Consider the following 15765-nt stretch of genomic DNA (forward strand, 5'->3'; position numbering starts at 1 on the left):
TCACTGTCTTCGTAGAGTAGGGAGTGCCATGGGGCGGGGTTGGGAGGGCATGGCCCTCAGGATGATGCGGGGGCGGGACTTCGAGTTCACCGTCACCGGGGCGGAGGACGTCACCGCGCACTGCCGGCGGCTGAGTTTCGCGGACGGCGGCATGCTCGGGTCCACCGGCGTGCACCCCACCATGTGGGTGCGGCTCTGGTTCCCGGACGCGGGGCGCCCGCACCAGCGGGCGTACACCCTGGTCGACCCGGACCCCGCCGGGGGCGCCTTCGGGATCGACTTCGCACTCCACGACGGCCCGGCCAGCCGCTGGGCGAGCACGGCGGGCGTCGGCGACACCATCCAGGCCACCGTCCAGGGGTCCGCGTTCGCCGCCCCCGACCCGACGCCCGCCCGGATGTTCCTCGTCGGGGACCGGGCCTCCGCCCCCGCGATCGGATCCCTGCTGCGCGCACTGCCCGAGGTGCCGGCCACCGTCTGGCTGGAGACCCAGCACGGCAGCGACGAGCACCTACCGCTCGCCCGGACCGGCCGCGACCACCACGACCTCCGGTTCGTCCCCCGCGAGAACGCCGGGGCCCGCCTCGCGGCCCAGGTCCGCACCGCCCTGCCCGACCTCCTCGGCGACCCGGCCGAGGCCTACGTGTGGATCGCCTGCGACACCGCCACCACCCGCGACCTGGCCCGCTTCGTCCGCCGCGACCTCGACGTCCCCAAGCCGCGCACTCACGCCCTCGGCTACTGGCGGCCCTGAGAACCCGTGCGGCCCGGCCGGAGGACGGTCACTCCGGCCGGGCCGCACGTCTGCGTGCAGCAGGCGAGGGGTGCTCTCGCAGTACCTGGAACACCAGGGTCTCCCCGAGGTCCGGAACGCCTGTCAGCCTGGACACATGCCGCAGCCCCACCCCCATCGGTGAACTTGGGCTGCCCCGCATGCGCGACCGTGTCGGCGCGTTCTTCCACGGCAGAAGGGACGGAGATCCATGGCGGACGACCAGTTCACCACCCACGCAGAACTTTTCGATCTGCGGGGGAAGTACGCCCTCGTCACCGGCGGCACCCGGGGAATCGGGCTGATGACAGCGCGCGGCCTGCTCCAGGCGGGCGCCCGCGTCGTCATCAGCTCACGCGACGCGGACGCGTGCGCGGAGGCACAGCGCCTCCTGTCCGCCTTCGGCGACGTCCGAGCGATCCCCGCCGACCTGTCCAGGCACGACGAGTGCCGACGCCTCGCCGACCTCGTCCAGGCCGACTCGGAACGCCTGGACATCCTCGTCAACAACGCGGGAGCGATGTGGCGCGAACCGCTGGAGACGTTCCCGGACGAGGCCTGGGACGCGGTGATCGACCTCAACCTCAAGGCGCCGTTCCGGCTGGTGCAGGCGCTGCTCCCGGCACTCCGCAGGGCGGGCACCGCCGATGACCCCGCGCGGATCATCAACATCGGCAGCATCGCCGCCCTTCACGTCGCCGAGGCGCCCACCTACTCGTACGCAGCCAGCAAAGCGGCACTCCACCAACTCACCCGCGTGCTCGCCCGAGAGCTGGGCCCACAGCACATCACGGTGAACGCGGTGGCGCCGGGAGTGTTCCCGTCGCGGATGACGGCGTCCACGATCGATGCCGTCGGCGACACGATCGCGGCGGCGGCCCCGCTGCGCCGGCTCGGCCGCGACGACGACATGGCGGGTGTCGCCGTGTTCCTCGCCAGCCGGGCCGGGGCCTACCTCACGGGCACCGTCATCCCGGTGGACGGCGGCATCGCGACGACCGCAACGGGCACCCCTCCGGCCGCGGTACGGGCTTAGGGTGACGGGATGGCCACGATGGATCCACGCACCGAGATCCGGGAGTTCCTCAGCTCGCGCCGCGCCCGCATCGCACCCGCGCAGGCGGGCCTGCCCGCCTACGGCGGCAACCGTCGGGTCAAAGGACTGCGCCGCGAGGAGGTGGCGCTACTCACGGGGGTGTCGGTCGACTACTACGCGCGAATGGAGCGCGGCAGCCTCGCCGGCGCCTCCGACGGTGTGCTCGACGCGTTGGCCTCCGCCCTGCAACTCGACGAGGCCGAGCGCGACCACCTGTTCCACCTCGCGCGCCGATCCGCGGTGCCCGGCGGCCCACGCCGACGCAGGCCTGCCGTGACGGTGCGCTCGACGCTGCAACAGGTGCTCGACGCGATCTCCGGTGCGCCGGCCTGGATCGGCAACGGCCGCTACGACGTGCTCGCCATGAACCAACTCGCCCGCGCGCTCTACTCACCGGTGCTGGCCGACCCACGACGGCCCGCGAACACGGCGCGGTTCGTCTACCTGAACCCCGAGGCGGCCAGAGAGCTCTTCGTCGACTACGACCAGATCGCCGGTGCCGTGGCCGCGAAGCTGCGCATGGAAGCCGGCCGCAATCCGCACGACGAGGAACTGATCGCCCTCGTCGGCGAACTGTCGACGTCCAGCGAGCTGTTCCGGCAGCGGTGGGCATCCCAGGACGTGCGGCTGCACCGGTCCGGCCGCAAGCGAGTGCGCCATCCGATCGTGGGCCGGCTCGACCTGGACGTCGAGACCCTGGAACTGCCCGCCGAACCCGGCCTGCACCTCAACGTCTACACCGCACCCGCGGGCACACCGACCGCCGACAACCTGACGCTCCTGGCGTCGTGGGCGGCCACCCGACAGGCGACGGCGGCCGAGCTCGAAGCGCGCAACGGACAGACCGATCAATGTCACAACGACCACTAACTCGCTGGTTGGATCCGCTCGCTGGATCTGCTCGTCGGCAGGACCGTCGGTCGGCCGGTTCGATCAGGTGCTCCATACTGTGCGGGCCGGGCAGGACGAGAGAACGGGGAGGGCCTTCGTGGTAGCCGCTGAGGATGTCGAACGATGCTTCGGTCCCGCCCGGGGTTACTCGGACGTGGAGGCGTGGACGGCCATCGAGGAGGTGGCCGGGGAACTGCCGTCGGAGTACAAGCGGTTCGTCGCCGCCTACGGTCCCGGCGTGGTCGGGAACTTTCTGTCGGTGTTGCACCCGCAAGCGCCCGAGTACACCATGCTCGATCTGATGAACGCGATGGGACCGCTGTACCAGGCGCTGGTGCCGGACAGGATTCCGTACGACCTCTACCCCCGTGAGCGCGGGATGGTGCTGTGGGCCAACACCCAGGAAGGCGACGCCTGCTTCCTGATCCCCCGTGCGGACGGCTCCTGGGGGATCGGCGTCTGGTTCCGCCAGTGGGCTGCCTGGGAGGAGTTCGACCAGGACGTCCCCAGCTGGTTGGTCGGTCAGGTCGACGGGGACCTGGAGATCTCCGGCCTGCCACTCCGTGTGCGTGGAGGTTTCGCCCCGGAGGCCTGAGCGGCGGGCCGGGGACGCCGCGCTGATCAAGGCAGTCCAGCAGTGCGGTCGGAGTCCGCGGCCGGCGTTCCGGAGTCGTCGGCGGACGGGCGAACTCGCCGATCGCGCCTTCGCGCCGGCGGTGTGGAGTTCCTTACTTTCCCTCTCAGGCCTCGCTCTCTCCTCGCCTGCTACGCCTTCCGCCTGCACGTTCCCGGTGATGGCGGGCCCTGGCTGCGGTCCTGGCTCCGCCCACTTTGGGGAGGGCGGCGGGCCACGGCGGGCCATTGGTCCTTCGAGTCCAGCGGCCCGCCGGGGCCCGGGGTGACTGAGGCCCGGATCAGGGTGTGGTGGGGCCAGGGGCGAAGTAGTCGTGGAGCATCTCGGTGGTCCAGGCGGGCTGGTGGGTGTTGCCGCGGGGGCCGAACTCCTCGAACCAGGGCTTGACCTCGAGGATCGGGGTGCCGTCGACGGCGTCCAGGTCCTCCACGTGCAGGTCCAGGCCGTCGACCTTGAGGAGCCGGCAGCGGGAGGAGCCGAGCCAGTTGACGCGCCGCATGTTCCGGTGGCCGAAGACGCCGACCTCGGGCCACTGCGGGTTGTCGCGTGGGCGGCGGGCGCCGAAGTTCAGGTCGGTCGGGTCGGTGAGGTGGAAGCGGAAGATGACGTCGAGGTGGGAGAACGCCTCCAGCCCTTTGGTGGCCTCCGGTGGGAAGCGGTCGCCGTCGAGCCGGATGACGGCGCGGGTGCCTCCCCAGTAGTCGTCTGTGGGCTCGGTGCGACCCCCCACCACGTACCCGAGTGCCTCCACGGTGAAGACTTCGGTCACTGTGTTTCCCCTCCTGTGAACGGACCGCGCCAGGTCAGCGGGTCAGGCGGTGGCCGCCAGGTAGTCGGCGGCGCGCCGGTCGACGGCGTTGATGACCGGGACCTTGCGGCCACGGTAGGCGGACAGCGCTCCGCGGATCTGCAGGGCGACGTCGCGGGTGCGGGCGGAGCGCACGCTCTGCATCGCGTCCAGCGATCGCGCCCAGATCGCGCAGGCTTCTTCGACGGAGTGCTGCTGGGCCTTCACGAGTCCGAGGTGGCCGAGGGTGACGGCGTGGGTGCGGGTGAACGCGGAGGCCTTGCGGGTCGCGACGCTGCGCTCGAACTCCCGGGCCGCGCCGTTCAGGTCGCCGATGTCCCGCAGGGCCGACGCCGTTTCATGGGCCAGGGATGCCTCGCCGAAGAAGAAGACCCGGGCCGGTTCGTCGTCACCGGGGGAGGCCGCGGACAGGTCACGCTCGGCCTGGAGCAGCGCGGCGTTCGCCTCGGGGGCGCGTCCGGCGGCGGCGAGTGCGCGGGCGTGGACGACGCCGAGGAGGGAGCGCTCGCGTGGGCTCGCCAGTGCGTACCGGGCGCCGGACATGGAGGCTTCCGAGACCCTGACGGCGTGGCCCGGCTTTCCGAGGTCGACCGCCTGGTGGGCCATGGCGCGCAGGACGTGGGCGGCCATGGCGGGATCGTCGGCCTCGGCCGCCAGCTTCACGGCGACGGTGTAGTAGTGCTGGGCGGTGGGGTGCTCGCCGTTGTCGAAGGCCGTCCATCCGGCCAGGTAGGCGAGTTCGGAGGCCGCGGAGAACATGTCGCGTCGCACCTGGTCGGAGGCGAAGGTGCCGCGGAGGAAGTCGTGGACGTCGGTGAGGAGGTACTGGGCGACCGCCGTGCGGCCGTGTCCGCCGCCGCGGCGCTGGTCGAGCTGGGAGAACAGCCCGGTCATCTCCCGCACGGCCTCCACATCGGCCTGGCCGGCGCGGTGCCGGCTGGTGTCGCGGCTGCCGGTGCGGGCCATGTGCTCCCACCAGCTGCTGGGTGGGATGGTCAATGCTCCGAGCGAGTACGGGAGGGTGCGGAGGAGCTGTCTGCGTTCCACGTCAACGTCGATCCGTCCAAGAGCCGCCAGGGCTTTCAGCGTATCCAAGTCCCAGTCCCGAAGATCCGGTTCCTCCTCGCCGAGTCCCATCGCGGTCAGGGTGACGTCCCGGTTCAGCCACCTGGTGAGGACTTCCGCGAGGTACTGCGGGAGGTTGCCGGACGGGGTCCAGCCGTAGCGGACCCACTGGGTGACGGATGATCGACTCGGCCGCGCGGGGTCGTCGTTGGCGGCCGCGACCGCGCACAGGGCCCGGGCGAGGGCTTCGTTGGGTCGACCGGATTCACGGATGAGCTGGCCCAACTGTTCGTTGGGCTGACGAGTACGCCCCATCGGGGTCTCCCTGGCGGTGCCGCTAAACACGTTAAACAGCGGACGGTCGCCAACACCTTACTCCTAGCGACCATGAACGGTTTCCTGTATCAGCAAGGCCGTTTCAGGCCGTACGACATGCCCTGGCACCCGACCCGAGTGAGTGAGGCGCCCCTCATGGAGCCGAGACCACACACCGTCACGATGAGGTTCCCCGCGGAACTGGCGCAGATCGGCGCCGTTCGCCGTTGGGTCACGAAGCAGCTGCCGATGTTCGGCCTGTGTCTGACCGATCAGCGGGTGGAGGACGCCCGGCTGGTGATGTCCGAGATCGCGGCCAACGCCGTGGTGCACGGCTGCGACGGGGGCCGGTCGGACGTGGAGCTGACTGCCGCTCTGCGCCTCTCCCCGACCGGGGTGCTGCGGATGTCCGTCGCCGACCCCGGGCCCGGTAGGCCCGAGCCCCGGAAGGCGGGGGAGGGTGCCACCAGCGGCAGGGGTCTGCTGCTGGTGGCCGGGGTGGTCGACCGGTTCGGCGTCGATGAGGGGCCGGACGGCAAGGTGGTGTGGGCCGAACTCGACCTGCCCGATGCGGCGCGGCCCGTCCCCGCATCGGTCGCGGGTAGGCAGGTCGAGTCGCAGGTCGTGGTGGGGTGCACCGGCGCCGCCGTGCGGGTTGGGCGGCACCGGTCCGCTGCTGGTGTGCGGCCCGGTCGGCAGTCGGAGCTCGACCGGATACCGGCGGCGTAACCACCCCATCCGCCCATCGACTTCGTACCGGAGGACTGCGCCGTGAGCGTCGGACCGCGCACCAGAACGCTGACCAGGATCACCAGTGAGGGCCGCAGGTACGAGGTCGCGTCCGCCTACGCGGCCCTGACCCAGGTCTGCGCCGACACCGGCGACAACCCCGCCCAGGCCGAGCTGGTCGGCGAACACCCGCACCACACCTGGTGGTTGCCCGCCTCGAACGCGCTCGCCCTCGTGGATGCCGACGCGGACGAGGCAGGGGCCCTGCTGCGCGGCGCCCGGCTGCTCCACGAGCACCGGGTCGCCGCCGTGGCCCCGTACTACGACCAGGTCCGGATCGCCCTCGGACGCGCGGTCACCTTCTGGCGCAGCCCCGGGCACCCACTGCGCGACGTCGCCGCGAGCGCGCGGCTCACCGAAACCCGTGCCGGCCGCCGGTCACCACCTCAGAAGGCCGGCACCACCACCTTCCGATCCGCAACGATGTTGGACAGGAGCATGGCCTTGATGCCCCAGAACACCCGAAGGGACAAACCGAGTTGAACACCTACTCCACCATCCCCGCCGGCGTCCGGCCCGTCCGGGTCCTCGACGCCGCCGCCCTCCTGCTCGTAGAGGCCCCCGTCCCCGCGCTGGCCGCCGAACACCAGGCGGCCGTGGACCGCGTCTGGGAGAAGGCGGTGAGCGCACAGCCCTCGCTGTTCGACGGTCCGGCCGTGGTGTGCACGGCCCTGGAAGCGGACGGTCCCGCGGTGCGGCTGTCCTGGGCGCGGACCACCTACCGGCGCTTCGCGTTGCGGCGGGTGCCCGGCGCCCCGCTCGTCTCGTCGGTGTTCGTGACCGTGGCCCAGCCCGTTCAGGACGGCCGGATCGTCGTCGGGCGGATGTCCGCCTCGACCGCCGCACCGGGGCGCTGGCAGCTGCCGGGCGGCAACGTCGAACCCCCGCTCCAGGACCGGGTCCTGGACGAGGGCGAGCTGCGGCGCCAGGCCGCGAAGGAGCTCGCCGAGGAAGTCGGTTTCGACACGGCTCCGGACGGGCTCGTGCGACTGGCGGTCACCGTCGGGGAGCACGGCAACGTCGGCGTGCACTACCTCGCGCCGCCGCTGCCCGAGCAGGGTCTCCTCGGCGGGTACGCCACCCTGGTAGACGCCGAGGTCGCGCAGGGCCGCGCCGCCGAGCTGGACCAGCTCGCCCTGCTGGCCTGTCCCGGCGACCTGGCCCGGCTTGACGGGGAGCACGTCGACTACCTGGCGCCCCTGCTGGAGCACTACGCCGTCCAGCGGTCCGGGAGGACCGATGAGTGAGCCCGGCCCGGCCAGCGCGACCACCACGGAGGAGGCGGCGGCGCGTGAACTGCGTGCCGCCGAGCTCTCCGTTTTTCCGACCTTCCCGATGGCCCGGCAGCTCCCTGGCCTGACGCTGGAAACGGCGTACCGCATCCAGCAGCACGGCACGGCCCTGCGGACCGCCGCCGGTGGCAGGCCGGTCGGGCACAAGATCGGCCTGACCTCGGTCGCCATGCAGCAGCAGATGGGCGTCAGCGAGCCCGACTCCGGCGTCCTGCTCGCCGACATGGAAGTCGCCTGTGGGGGCGGACTCTCCACCACGCGGCTGATCGCCCCCCGCGTCGAAGCGGAGATCGCCTTCCGGCTCGGCACCGACCTCACCGGGGACGACATCGGCCTCGGCGCCGCCCAGGCCGCGGTGTCCGAGGTGTTCCTGGCCCTGGAGGTCATCGACACCCGCTACGGCGACTGGCGGATCGGCCTCGAGGACAGCGTCGCCGACAACGCCTCCGCCGCCCGCTTCGTTCTCGGGCCCGCGTCGCCCGCCGAAGACCTGCCGGACCTCGGCGCCGCTCTCGTCGAGGTCCGCGTCGACGGCGAGCACGCCGCGGCCGGCCACGGCCGCGACGTCCTCGGGGACCCGCTCCGCCCCCTGCTGTGGCTCGCCCGGCGCCTGGCCACCCTCGGAGGCGCCCTGCGCGCCGGGGACGTGGTCCTGCCCGGCTCGGTGCACGCCAGCATCCCCCTCACCGCCGCGACGACGGTCAGCGCCTCCTGCGCCGGCCTTGCCCCGGTCTGCTTCCGGGCGTTGTGACGCCCGCGATCCCGTCCACCCTCGTTCTCCTCTGGGGAGAAGCATGTCCGAGCACCCCGTGCTGAACGTCGCCGTCCTCGGGGCCGGTCTCATCGGCGTCGACCTGCTGCACAAGATCCACCGGTCTCCGTACCTGGACTGCGGCCTCGTCGTCGGCCGCAGCCCGAGCATCGGGCTGGCGCGGGCCGCGAGATGGGCCTTGCCACCACGGACGGCGGCGCGGCGGCCCTGCTGGACTCCGGGAAGACCTTCGACCTGGTCTTCGACGCGTCCAACGCCGACTCCCACGCCGAGTACTGGCGGCTGCTGGAGCCCACCGGGGCCGTGTGCATCGACCTCACCCCGCACAACAGCGGCACCCCGGCGGTGCCCACCGTCAACGGTGCCCAGGCACTGACCGACCGGCACATCAGCCTGATCAGCTGCGGTGGCCAGGCGGCCGTCCCCGTCCTGCACGCCCTCGCCCGGCACCGGACGCCCGCCTACATGGAGGTGGTGTGCACCGGCGCCAGCCGCAGCGCGGGGCGCGCGACCCGCCTGAACCTGGACGAGTACATCGCGACCACGCAGGACGCCGTGCGCGCCTTCACCGGGACACCGGAGGCGAAGGTGATGGTCAACGTCACCCCCGCCCTGCCGCCGCCGCCGTTCCGCGTCCACATGACGGTCCTGGCCCCGGACGTCGACCCGCACGTGGTGCGCGACCTCGTCGAGGCCGCCGCCGCCCAGGTACGCCGGTTCGCGCCCGGCTACCGGGTGACCGACTTCGAGGCGACCCGCGAGAGCATCGGCGTCACCGTCGAGGTGTCCGCGAGCGGCGGCCGCCTGCCCGAGCACGCCGGGAACCTCGACATCATCAACGCCGCGGCAATCCATCTGGCCGACCTGCGCGCCACCTCCCTGCTCACGGAAGGAACCCGAGCATGACCACGTCCATGCCCGCCGTGCTGGTCCACGACCCGACCCTGCGCGACGGCCACCACGCCGTCGGGCACCAGCTCGACGCCGACCAGCTGCGCGACTACGCGGCGGCCGCCGACCGGGCCGGCGTGCCCGTGGTCGAGGTCGGCCACGGCAACGGTCTCGGCGCCTCCTCGCTCCAGATCGGCCGCGCCAAACTCACCGACTCCCAGATGCTGGCCGCCGTCCGTGAGGCCCTGACCCGCGCCCGGATGGGCGTGTTCATGGGCCCCGGCTGGGGCACCAGCGACGACCTGCGCGGCGCGTTGCGGCATGGCGCGCAGGTGTTCCGGATCGCCGCGCACTGCACCGAGGCCGACGTCACCGAACGCCACCTCGGCTTCGTCGCCGAACACGGAGGCGAAGGCCAGGGCGTCCTGATGATGAGCCACATGGCCAGCCCCGGCCGGCTCGCCGAGCAGTGCGCCCTGATGGCCAGCTTCGGCGCGACTGCGGTGGGGATCTTCGACTCCGCCGGGTACTTCCTGCCCGAGGACGTCGCGGCGCGGATCACCGCGATCACCGAGGCCGTCGACGTGCCGGTGATCTTCCACGGGCACAACAACCTCGGCATGGCCGTCGCCAATTCGGTCGCCGCCGTGAAGGCCGGCGCCCGAATCATCGACGCCTGCGCGCGGGGTTTCGGTGCCGGGGCCGGCAACACCCAGCTGGAAGTCCTCGTCGCCGTCCTCGAACGCCTGGGCCACCCCACCGGCATCGACGTGAAGAAGGTCCTGGCCGCAGCCGACGTCGCCGAGCACCGGTTGATGAGCGCCCCGCCCTACACCGACTCGGTCGCCGTGATGAGCGGCCGCGCCGGAGTGTTCTCCGGATTCAAGAACCGCGTCCTCAAGGTCGCGGCCGCCGAGGGCGTCGACCCCGGCGACCTGTTCGACGAACTCGGCCGGCGCCACGTGATCGCCGGTCAGGAAGACCTCATCCCCCAAGCCGCCCGCCGCGTGAAGGAGCAGACCGTGAACGAGAACCCCGCCGCCCCCGTGATCGACCCCGACCTCGAAGACCTCCTGGTGTGCGAGCTGCGGGTCAACCCCGACGCGCTGGCCGCCGACGCCACCCTTGCGGCGATCGGCCTGGACTCCCTGTCCGTCATCGAGCTGGCCGTGATGCTCTCGGAGAACCTGGGCACCAAGGTCACCGAGGACGAGATCACCGACGCCCGCACGCTCGTCGGCCTCGTGCAGCTGGTCGCGTCCAAGCGCCAGGGCCGGTGACCGCGGCCATGAGCACTCTGCTCCTGCGGTCCACCTGGGCCTGGATCAGCGTCCCGGCGCCGGCCGTCAACCGGTACGACACCGCGAAGACCAGCGGCGCCCACGTCGCCCTGGTCGACCTCGAGGACTCCGTCGCCCCCGCCAAGAAGCAGCACGCCCGCACGATCGCCGAGCGGTTCTTCGACAACCAGGCCACGAGCCCGTGCCTGCTCGGCGTGCGGATGAACGCCCCCGTGCTCCTCGACGGGATCAAGGACCTGGCCGCCATGTCCGGCTGGGGCGCCAAGCCCGCCGTCGTGCTCGTGCCGAAGGTCGAGTCCGCGCGGGACATCGAGCTGGTGGCCGGCGTCCTGGACACCGCCGACTACCGGCCCTTCCTGTTCGCGCTGATCGAGACGCCCCGCGCCATCGAGAAGCTCCCCTCGATCGTGAGGGCGCCCAGGATCTCCGGGCTGGTGTTCGGCACCGCGGACTACGCCGCCGCCCTCGGCTGCGGGATGGGCTGGGAGCCGATGCTCCACGCCCGCTCCGTCGTCGCCAACAGCGCGGCCTCCGCCGGCCTGGCCGCGATCGACTCGCCCTACTTCCAGATGGACGACCCGGACGGCCTGCGGGTGGAAGCCGAACGCGCCAAGGCGCTCGGCTTCCACGGCAAGGGCGCCATCCACACCGGGCAGCTCCCGGTCATCACCGAGCTTTTCACGCCCTCGCAGGAGGAGATCGCCCACGCCCGCGCGGTCGTCGCCGCCCAGGACAGCGGCAACAACATCACCTCCGTCGGCGGCCAGATGGTCGGGCGCCCGTTCTTCACCATGGCCCGCTCCGTCCTGGAGGCGGCCGGCACCCGAGAGGAGCCCGCCCGGTGAGCACCGCTTCCCTGCCGCCCGGCTACCGCGAGATCGACGCCCACCGGATCCGCGAGGTCGTCGGTCCCGGCTACCACGACCTCACCGAAGGGCTGCTCATCGAGCACCGGCCCGGTCGTACGATCACCGACACCGACAACACGCTGATCACCACGCTGTCCGGGAACACCGCGCCGATCCACCTGGACGCCCACTACGCCGCCAAGACCCCGTGGGGCCGGATCCTGGTGTGCAGTGGCGTCACGCTCACCTACGTGGCCGGGATGACGGTGCGGGCGGTCAGCGGCCTGACCCCGGCCAACCTCGGCCTGGACGACGTGCGCTTCGAGAACCCCGTCTTCGTCGGCGACACCCTCTACGCCGAGACCGAGGTGATCGGCCGCCGCGCGTCCAGGAGCCGCCCCGGCGAGGGCATCGTGACCTGCCGCACCGCCGGCCTCAACCAGGACGGCAAGCGGGTCGTCGGCTTCACCCGGACCTTCCTCGTGCCCACCGACCCGGACGCCGTCCGCGGCCCGGCCAACTACTAGGAGGCGCCGCGATGGAGGACGACATCGCCTTCGTGCAGGCCGACGACGGCCTCACCCAGGAGTACGACGAGCTGGCCGCCCGCTCCTTCGGTCACCCGGTCGGCGACATCACCCACCTGCGCGGCCACGCCGACGTCCGTGTCGCCGTGCGCGCCGGCCGGGTCGTCGCCGGAGGCCTGGGCATCCTCACCTCCCAGTTCTTCGGCGGCACCGCGGTGCCCACCGCGTGCCTGGCCGTCGGGAGCGTGGCCCCGGAGGAACGCGGCGCCCGCCTCGCGGCCCGCATGGTCCACGAGCGGCTGCGGCCCCTGCGCGAGCGCGGCGCGGTGATCTCCACCATCTCCACGATCTCCAACGGCTACGCGCGCCGCATGGGTTGGGAGGCTCCCGTCCCGGTGTTCGGCTGGGCGGTCAGCCCCGACGACCTCAAGCGCTCCTTCCCCACCGGGGACCTCGACATCGAGCACGGCCTCACCAAGGACGCCCTCGACCTCCAGCAGGAACTCGCCCGGCAGTGGAACGGCCCCGTCCAGCGCCCCGACTGGTGGTCGACGTGGACGACCGCGAAGAACGCGCTGACCACCTACCGCTTCACCCGCCCCGGCGAACCGGTGGCAGGCTGGGTCTCGCTCACGACCAAGCGCGGCGACCGGCACGGCATGGAGCTGGTGGTCCACGACTTCTGGTCCTCCGACCCGGACTGCGCGGCCGCGATGCTGGCCTTCCTGGGCCGGCACAACAGCCGCGCCCAGACCGTGCAGTTCCGGCGCGGCGCGCTGCCGCCCTACCCGCTGCTGCTGCACAACCTCCACCGCCACCGGGTGGTCGCCGACGCCTGGCACCCCTGGATGCTGCGCATCCTCGACGTCCAGGCCGCCCTGCGGCTGCGCGGGTGGCCGGCCGACCTCGACCTGGAGATCCCGGTGGAGATCGGCGACGAGCGGCCCGGCTCCAGCCACCGCTACCTGCTGCGGATCTGCGCGGGGTCGGCCGACCTCACACCGGTACGCACTGACGGCGCCGTGGCGTTCACCCGAGGCCAGTTCGCCGTCTGGTACGCAGGCGGCTACCGCAGCCCCGCCGCGGCCCGCCTGTCCGGCGTCCGCACCCGCTGCGAGAAGGCGCTGACCACGCTCGTGCGGGCCACCAGCGGCCAGGAACCATGGCTTCCCGAGCACTTCTGACACCCGCAGAGTCGAGCTCCTCCCGACCGCGCCGGGCGCGGAAATCCTCCGCGGTCAACGCCGGATCGTCCGCGTCCCGCGTCCGGCCGCCGATCGCCTGTGACACAGCGTGGGTCCCAGGCCATGCATCCGGCGACCACCCGATCAGGAGAAGCACCTGATGGCCACCACCGTCACGTTCAGCGGCGAGGCGACACAGCGGGCCCTGATGGACGCTTGCGCTCAGACCGGCATCGACGCCACCGGTGCCCTGCTGATTCGCGCACTGGACAACGGCATCTGGCGCCTGCCGGGCGGCATCGTCGCCCGGATCCACCAGCCCGGAACCGAGACCAGCGCACTCAACGAGATCCGTGGCGCTTACTGGCTGTACGGCAACCACATCCCCGTCCCCCTACCGCGCCGACCCGCACCCGTTACGGCTGCCGGACGCCCCGTCACATTCTGGTCAGACCTCGGCGCCGGCGGTCCCGCCAACCCGGCGCAGGCTGCCAGGATCCTGCGCGATCTCCACCGTCTTCCGACACCCACCGACTTCACCCTGCCCTCCTACAATCCCTTCGCCCGTTTCCGCGCCCAGATCGCCGCCGCCCGTACCACCCCCGGAGCGAAGGCCTGGCTCACCGAGCACGCGGCCCGACCCCGTGAGCAGTGGCTCACCCTGGACGCCCTGCGCCCTCCTCGCCACCCGCTACCTCACCCACCATCCCGGCGCCACCATCGCCCACGACGTCCTCACCTCCGCCGGCACCCGCGAGATGATCCACGAACACGGCGGCCGACTCATCCGATCCCGCGTCGGCCACTCCCACCTCAAGCACGCCATGCTCGCCACCGGAGCCGCCCTCGGCGGGGAGAGCAGCGGACATTACTACTTCGGCGACTTCTGGCACGCCGACTCCGGCCCCCTCGCCGCCCTCCACACCATCGCAGCCCTCGGACACCAACCCCTGCCCGCCTCCCGCCTGCTGAGCCCGTTCACCAGGTACGTGACCTCCGGCGAGATCAACCTGACCGTGCCCGACCCCCAAGCCACGCTCGAAACCGTGAAAGGCCACTTTGCCCACCAGGGAGACCACCTCGACGGACCGACCGTCACCTACGGTCCCGCCACTTGGTTCAACCTCCGCCCCTCCAACGTCTACCCCGTCCTGCGCCTCACCATCGAGGCACCCAGCCGACGGGACGTCGAAGACCTCCGGCAACAGGTACTCGCTCTGCTGATCCCCCTGATCCCCCTGATCCCCCTGATCCCCCTGATCCCCTGATCCCCTGATCCCCTGATCCCGCCGCCCCGCCCCATTGGCAGGGGACCGGCCCTGCTGGTTCCGCGCGACTGCCGACAGCGCGCCCGGAAGGGCGTCCGACCCCTCCACCGTCACCCGCTCGGGTGATCCGCCGAGAGCTGGCCCCGTCCGCAGACCGAGCACGGACACTGGGGGCACCGGTACTTCCGCGTCACCCAGCCAGCTCGTACGACGCCCTCGACGCGCAGCCCCGACTCCACGACACCCGTACCCCTACGGCAGGAGTGCCATGACCTCACCCAGCACGACCACGCCGGACACCAAAACCCCACAGGGAAGTGAGAGAGCATGAGTAGCAGCACAACCACCCCGCCGCCGGTGGTCGACGTCCACGTGATCGCCCGCACCCCCGACGGAAAGATCCTGCTGTCCCAGCGCGGCGACCCCTACGGCTACGGCCGGTGGCACGCCCCCAGCAGCAAGCTCAACCTCGGCGGCCTGGCGCACCACAACTGGCCCGCCGCATAAGGGCGGGGGAGGCCTGGCGCACCCCGGCCTCCCCCGGACAACTTCGATGTGACGTGGTACCGGGCAGGGGGCGCATCGGAGAGCGGCTTCCGTGTTGATACCGGCAGTCCGGTCGGCGCCGGGAGCCTGGCGCAGTTCATGCCAGGTGCGTGTGTGACGTGGGGCGCGACGACGACCACGGCGGGTCCGCGTCCCCGTATGACATCGGGATGCGGTGATGGAGCAGGGCCGCCTGATGTGTAAGCGCAAGCGTGGGCATCGGGCTTCGTGCGGCCCCAGCCGAACCTGATTGATGGAGAGTCAGGAGTCGGCCTCTGAGTCGCGCGCCCATTCCTCGCGGGGCCGCAGCTTCGCCAGGATCTGTTGGGCTTCGCTGCGGACCCCGGCGTCGGGGTCCGTTGCCAGCTCTCGGTACTGCTTGATCAGCCGGTCCGCGCCTTCGGTCGTCATCCATTCGGGGTTGCAGTCCAGGGCAGCACCGAGATGGTCCACCGAGTCGTAGTTGCCCGCCTGGCTGTAGGCCAGCAGGACGTGGCGCAGGCCGATGGTGTCTTTGCGTTCGAGCAATGCCTCGGCCGTTTCCTGGATGACCCAAGTGTCCTGGGCGTCCAGGAGAAGGCGGTGGATGACGTCCGCCGCTTCCTCGGTCCTGTCCGAACCCGCGAGCTGCCGCCCAGCCGCCCCGCGGACGGACCAGGCCGGCGAGTCCGCATCCTGAATCGCGGTGCTCAGTTCTTGATCGTCCAGGGGCGCCATGCCCCCAGCCTGCCACGGAATGCGTTGATGGCCGGGAGATTTTCGCTGC

The 15765-nt window shown here is 71.7% G+C and carries 18 protein-coding genes and 1 pseudogene; 16 read left to right on the forward strand and 3 right to left on the reverse strand.

Annotated features, from left to right (window positions below; genetic code table 11):
* Positions 1-28 precede the first annotated feature (28 nt).
* The 4 genes from ACFY2K_RS24565 to ACFY2K_RS24580 all read left to right on the forward strand — a co-directional run bounded on the left by ACFY2K_RS24565 (position 29) and on the right by ACFY2K_RS24580 (position 3354).
* The gene (locus tag ACFY2K_RS24565) at positions 29-754 is read left to right on the forward strand and encodes a siderophore-interacting protein (RefSeq protein WP_387714016.1); all 726 of its coding nucleotides are present in this window, start codon (positions 29-31) and stop codon (positions 752-754) included.
* Positions 755-983: 229 nt separating this feature from the next.
* Positions 984-1808, forward strand: a complete 825-nt coding sequence (locus tag ACFY2K_RS24570) for an SDR family oxidoreductase (RefSeq protein ID WP_380644826.1) — start codon at positions 984-986, stop codon at positions 1806-1808.
* Positions 1809-1817: 9 nt separating this feature from the next.
* Positions 1818-2738 (forward strand): helix-turn-helix transcriptional regulator, encoded by a 921-nt coding sequence (locus tag ACFY2K_RS24575; RefSeq protein WP_387714019.1) that lies wholly within the window; start codon positions 1818-1820, stop codon positions 2736-2738.
* A gap of 175 nt (positions 2739-2913) precedes the next feature.
* Positions 2914-3354, forward strand: a complete 441-nt coding sequence (locus ACFY2K_RS24580) for a hypothetical protein (RefSeq protein WP_387714022.1) — start codon at positions 2914-2916, stop codon at positions 3352-3354.
* Positions 3355-3673: 319 nt separating this feature from the next.
* On the opposite strand, the gene ACFY2K_RS24585 is transcribed toward ACFY2K_RS24580, so the two are convergent.
* Complete coding sequence (locus ACFY2K_RS24585; RefSeq protein ID WP_387714025.1) at positions 3674-4162, reverse strand: SAM-dependent methyltransferase; 489 nt, start codon at positions 4160-4162, stop codon at positions 3674-3676.
* A 42-nt stretch (positions 4163-4204) separates the two neighbouring features.
* Entirely contained in the window at positions 4205-5581 is a 1377-nt protein-coding gene (locus tag ACFY2K_RS24590) for a Tat pathway signal protein (RefSeq protein ID WP_387714028.1), read from the reverse strand.
* 183 nt (positions 5582-5764) lie between these two features.
* On the opposite strand from ACFY2K_RS24590, the gene ACFY2K_RS24595 reads away from it, so the two are divergent.
* The 12 genes and pseudogenes from ACFY2K_RS24595 (at position 5765) to ACFY2K_RS24650 (ending at position 14960) form a co-directional block, all read left to right on the forward strand.
* Positions 5765-6310, forward strand: coding sequence for an ATP-binding protein (locus tag ACFY2K_RS24595; RefSeq protein ID WP_380528816.1), 546 nt, complete (start codon positions 5765-5767; stop codon positions 6308-6310).
* Between the two features lie 42 nt (positions 6311-6352).
* A complete protein-coding gene (locus ACFY2K_RS24600) occupies positions 6353-6853 on the forward strand; it encodes a hypothetical protein (RefSeq protein ID WP_387714031.1) in 501 nt (166 codons plus the stop codon).
* On the forward strand, positions 6850-7617 hold the full coding sequence (locus ACFY2K_RS24605) for an NUDIX hydrolase (RefSeq protein WP_380528820.1): 768 nt from the start codon (positions 6850-6852) through the stop codon (positions 7615-7617). Before ACFY2K_RS24600 ends, ACFY2K_RS24605 begins: the two co-directional genes overlap by 4 nt.
* On the forward strand, positions 7610-8413 hold the full coding sequence (locus tag ACFY2K_RS24610) for a 2-keto-4-pentenoate hydratase (protein ID WP_380587995.1): 804 nt from the start codon (positions 7610-7612) through the stop codon (positions 8411-8413). The genes ACFY2K_RS24605 and ACFY2K_RS24610 overlap by 8 nt, the downstream gene beginning before the upstream one ends.
* Before the next feature lie 192 nt (positions 8414-8605).
* Entirely contained in the window at positions 8606-9340 is a 735-nt protein-coding gene (locus ACFY2K_RS24615) for an acetaldehyde dehydrogenase (acetylating) (RefSeq protein WP_387714034.1), read from the forward strand.
* 8 nt (positions 9341-9348) lie between these two features.
* Positions 9349-10338, forward strand: a pseudogene (gene dmpG, locus ACFY2K_RS24620) (4-hydroxy-2-oxovalerate aldolase); the annotation flags it as partial.
* 63 nt (positions 10339-10401) lie between these two features.
* The gene (locus ACFY2K_RS24625) at positions 10402-10605 is read left to right on the forward strand and encodes an acyl carrier protein (RefSeq protein WP_380642648.1); all 204 of its coding nucleotides are present in this window, start codon (positions 10402-10404) and stop codon (positions 10603-10605) included.
* A gap of 8 nt (positions 10606-10613) precedes the next feature.
* Positions 10614-11471, forward strand: a complete 858-nt coding sequence (locus ACFY2K_RS24630; RefSeq protein ID WP_387714037.1) for an HpcH/HpaI aldolase/citrate lyase family protein — start codon at positions 10614-10616, stop codon at positions 11469-11471.
* Positions 11468-12001, forward strand: coding sequence for a MaoC family dehydratase (locus tag ACFY2K_RS24635; RefSeq protein ID WP_380588003.1), 534 nt, complete (start codon positions 11468-11470; stop codon positions 11999-12001). Before ACFY2K_RS24630 ends, ACFY2K_RS24635 begins: the two co-directional genes overlap by 4 nt.
* Before the next feature lie 11 nt (positions 12002-12012).
* Positions 12013-13185, forward strand: coding sequence for an enhanced intracellular survival protein Eis (gene eis / locus ACFY2K_RS24640; protein WP_380588006.1), 1173 nt, complete (start codon positions 12013-12015; stop codon positions 13183-13185).
* 644 nt (positions 13186-13829) lie between these two features.
* A complete protein-coding gene (locus tag ACFY2K_RS24645; protein WP_387714041.1) occupies positions 13830-14453 on the forward strand; it encodes a hypothetical protein in 624 nt (207 codons plus the stop codon).
* Positions 14454-14780: 327 nt separating this feature from the next.
* Positions 14781-14960: a hypothetical protein gene (locus ACFY2K_RS24650; RefSeq protein WP_380528832.1), complete on the forward strand. Its 180-nt coding sequence runs from the start codon at positions 14781-14783 to the stop codon at positions 14958-14960.
* A 300-nt stretch (positions 14961-15260) separates the two neighbouring features.
* Here the strand turns inward: ACFY2K_RS24650 and ACFY2K_RS24655 are convergent, their stop codons facing one another.
* Positions 15261-15716, reverse strand: coding sequence for a hypothetical protein (locus ACFY2K_RS24655; RefSeq protein ID WP_380528834.1), 456 nt, complete (start codon positions 15714-15716; stop codon positions 15261-15263).
* Positions 15717-15765 lie beyond the last annotated feature (49 nt).

Origin of the sequence: Kitasatospora sp. NPDC001309 (genome assembly GCF_042896295.1) — a bacterium.
GTDB lineage: Bacteria > Actinomycetota > Actinomycetes > Streptomycetales > Streptomycetaceae > Kitasatospora.

Excerpts from the sequence above, each read along its gene's own strand:
- ACFY2K_RS24565 (WP_387714016.1), top strand. The coding sequence starts at position 29 with ATGGGGCGGGGTTGGGAGGGCATGGCCCTCAGGATGATGCGGGGGCGG.
- ACFY2K_RS24570 (WP_380644826.1), top strand. The coding sequence starts at position 984 with ATGGCGGACGACCAGTTCACCACCCACGCAGAACTTTTCGATCTGCGG.
- ACFY2K_RS24575 (WP_387714019.1), top strand. The coding sequence starts at position 1,818 with ATGGCCACGATGGATCCACGCACCGAGATCCGGGAGTTCCTCAGCTCG.
- ACFY2K_RS24590 (WP_387714028.1), bottom strand. The coding sequence starts at position 5,581 with ATGGGGCGTACTCGTCAGCCCAACGAACAGTTGGGCCAGCTCATCCGT.
- ACFY2K_RS24595 (WP_380528816.1), top strand. The coding sequence starts at position 5,765 with ATGAGGTTCCCCGCGGAACTGGCGCAGATCGGCGCCGTTCGCCGTTGG.
- ACFY2K_RS24610 (WP_380587995.1), top strand. The coding sequence starts at position 7,610 with ATGAGTGAGCCCGGCCCGGCCAGCGCGACCACCACGGAGGAGGCGGCG.
- ACFY2K_RS24615 (WP_387714034.1), top strand. The coding sequence starts at position 8,606 with ATGGGCCTTGCCACCACGGACGGCGGCGCGGCGGCCCTGCTGGACTCC.
- ACFY2K_RS24630 (WP_387714037.1), top strand. The coding sequence starts at position 10,614 with ATGAGCACTCTGCTCCTGCGGTCCACCTGGGCCTGGATCAGCGTCCCG.
- eis (WP_380588006.1), top strand. The coding sequence starts at position 12,013 with ATGGAGGACGACATCGCCTTCGTGCAGGCCGACGACGGCCTCACCCAG.
- ACFY2K_RS24650 (WP_380528832.1), top strand. The coding sequence starts at position 14,781 with ATGAGTAGCAGCACAACCACCCCGCCGCCGGTGGTCGACGTCCACGTG.
- ACFY2K_RS24655 (WP_380528834.1), bottom strand. The coding sequence starts at position 15,716 with ATGGCGCCCCTGGACGATCAAGAACTGAGCACCGCGATTCAGGATGCG.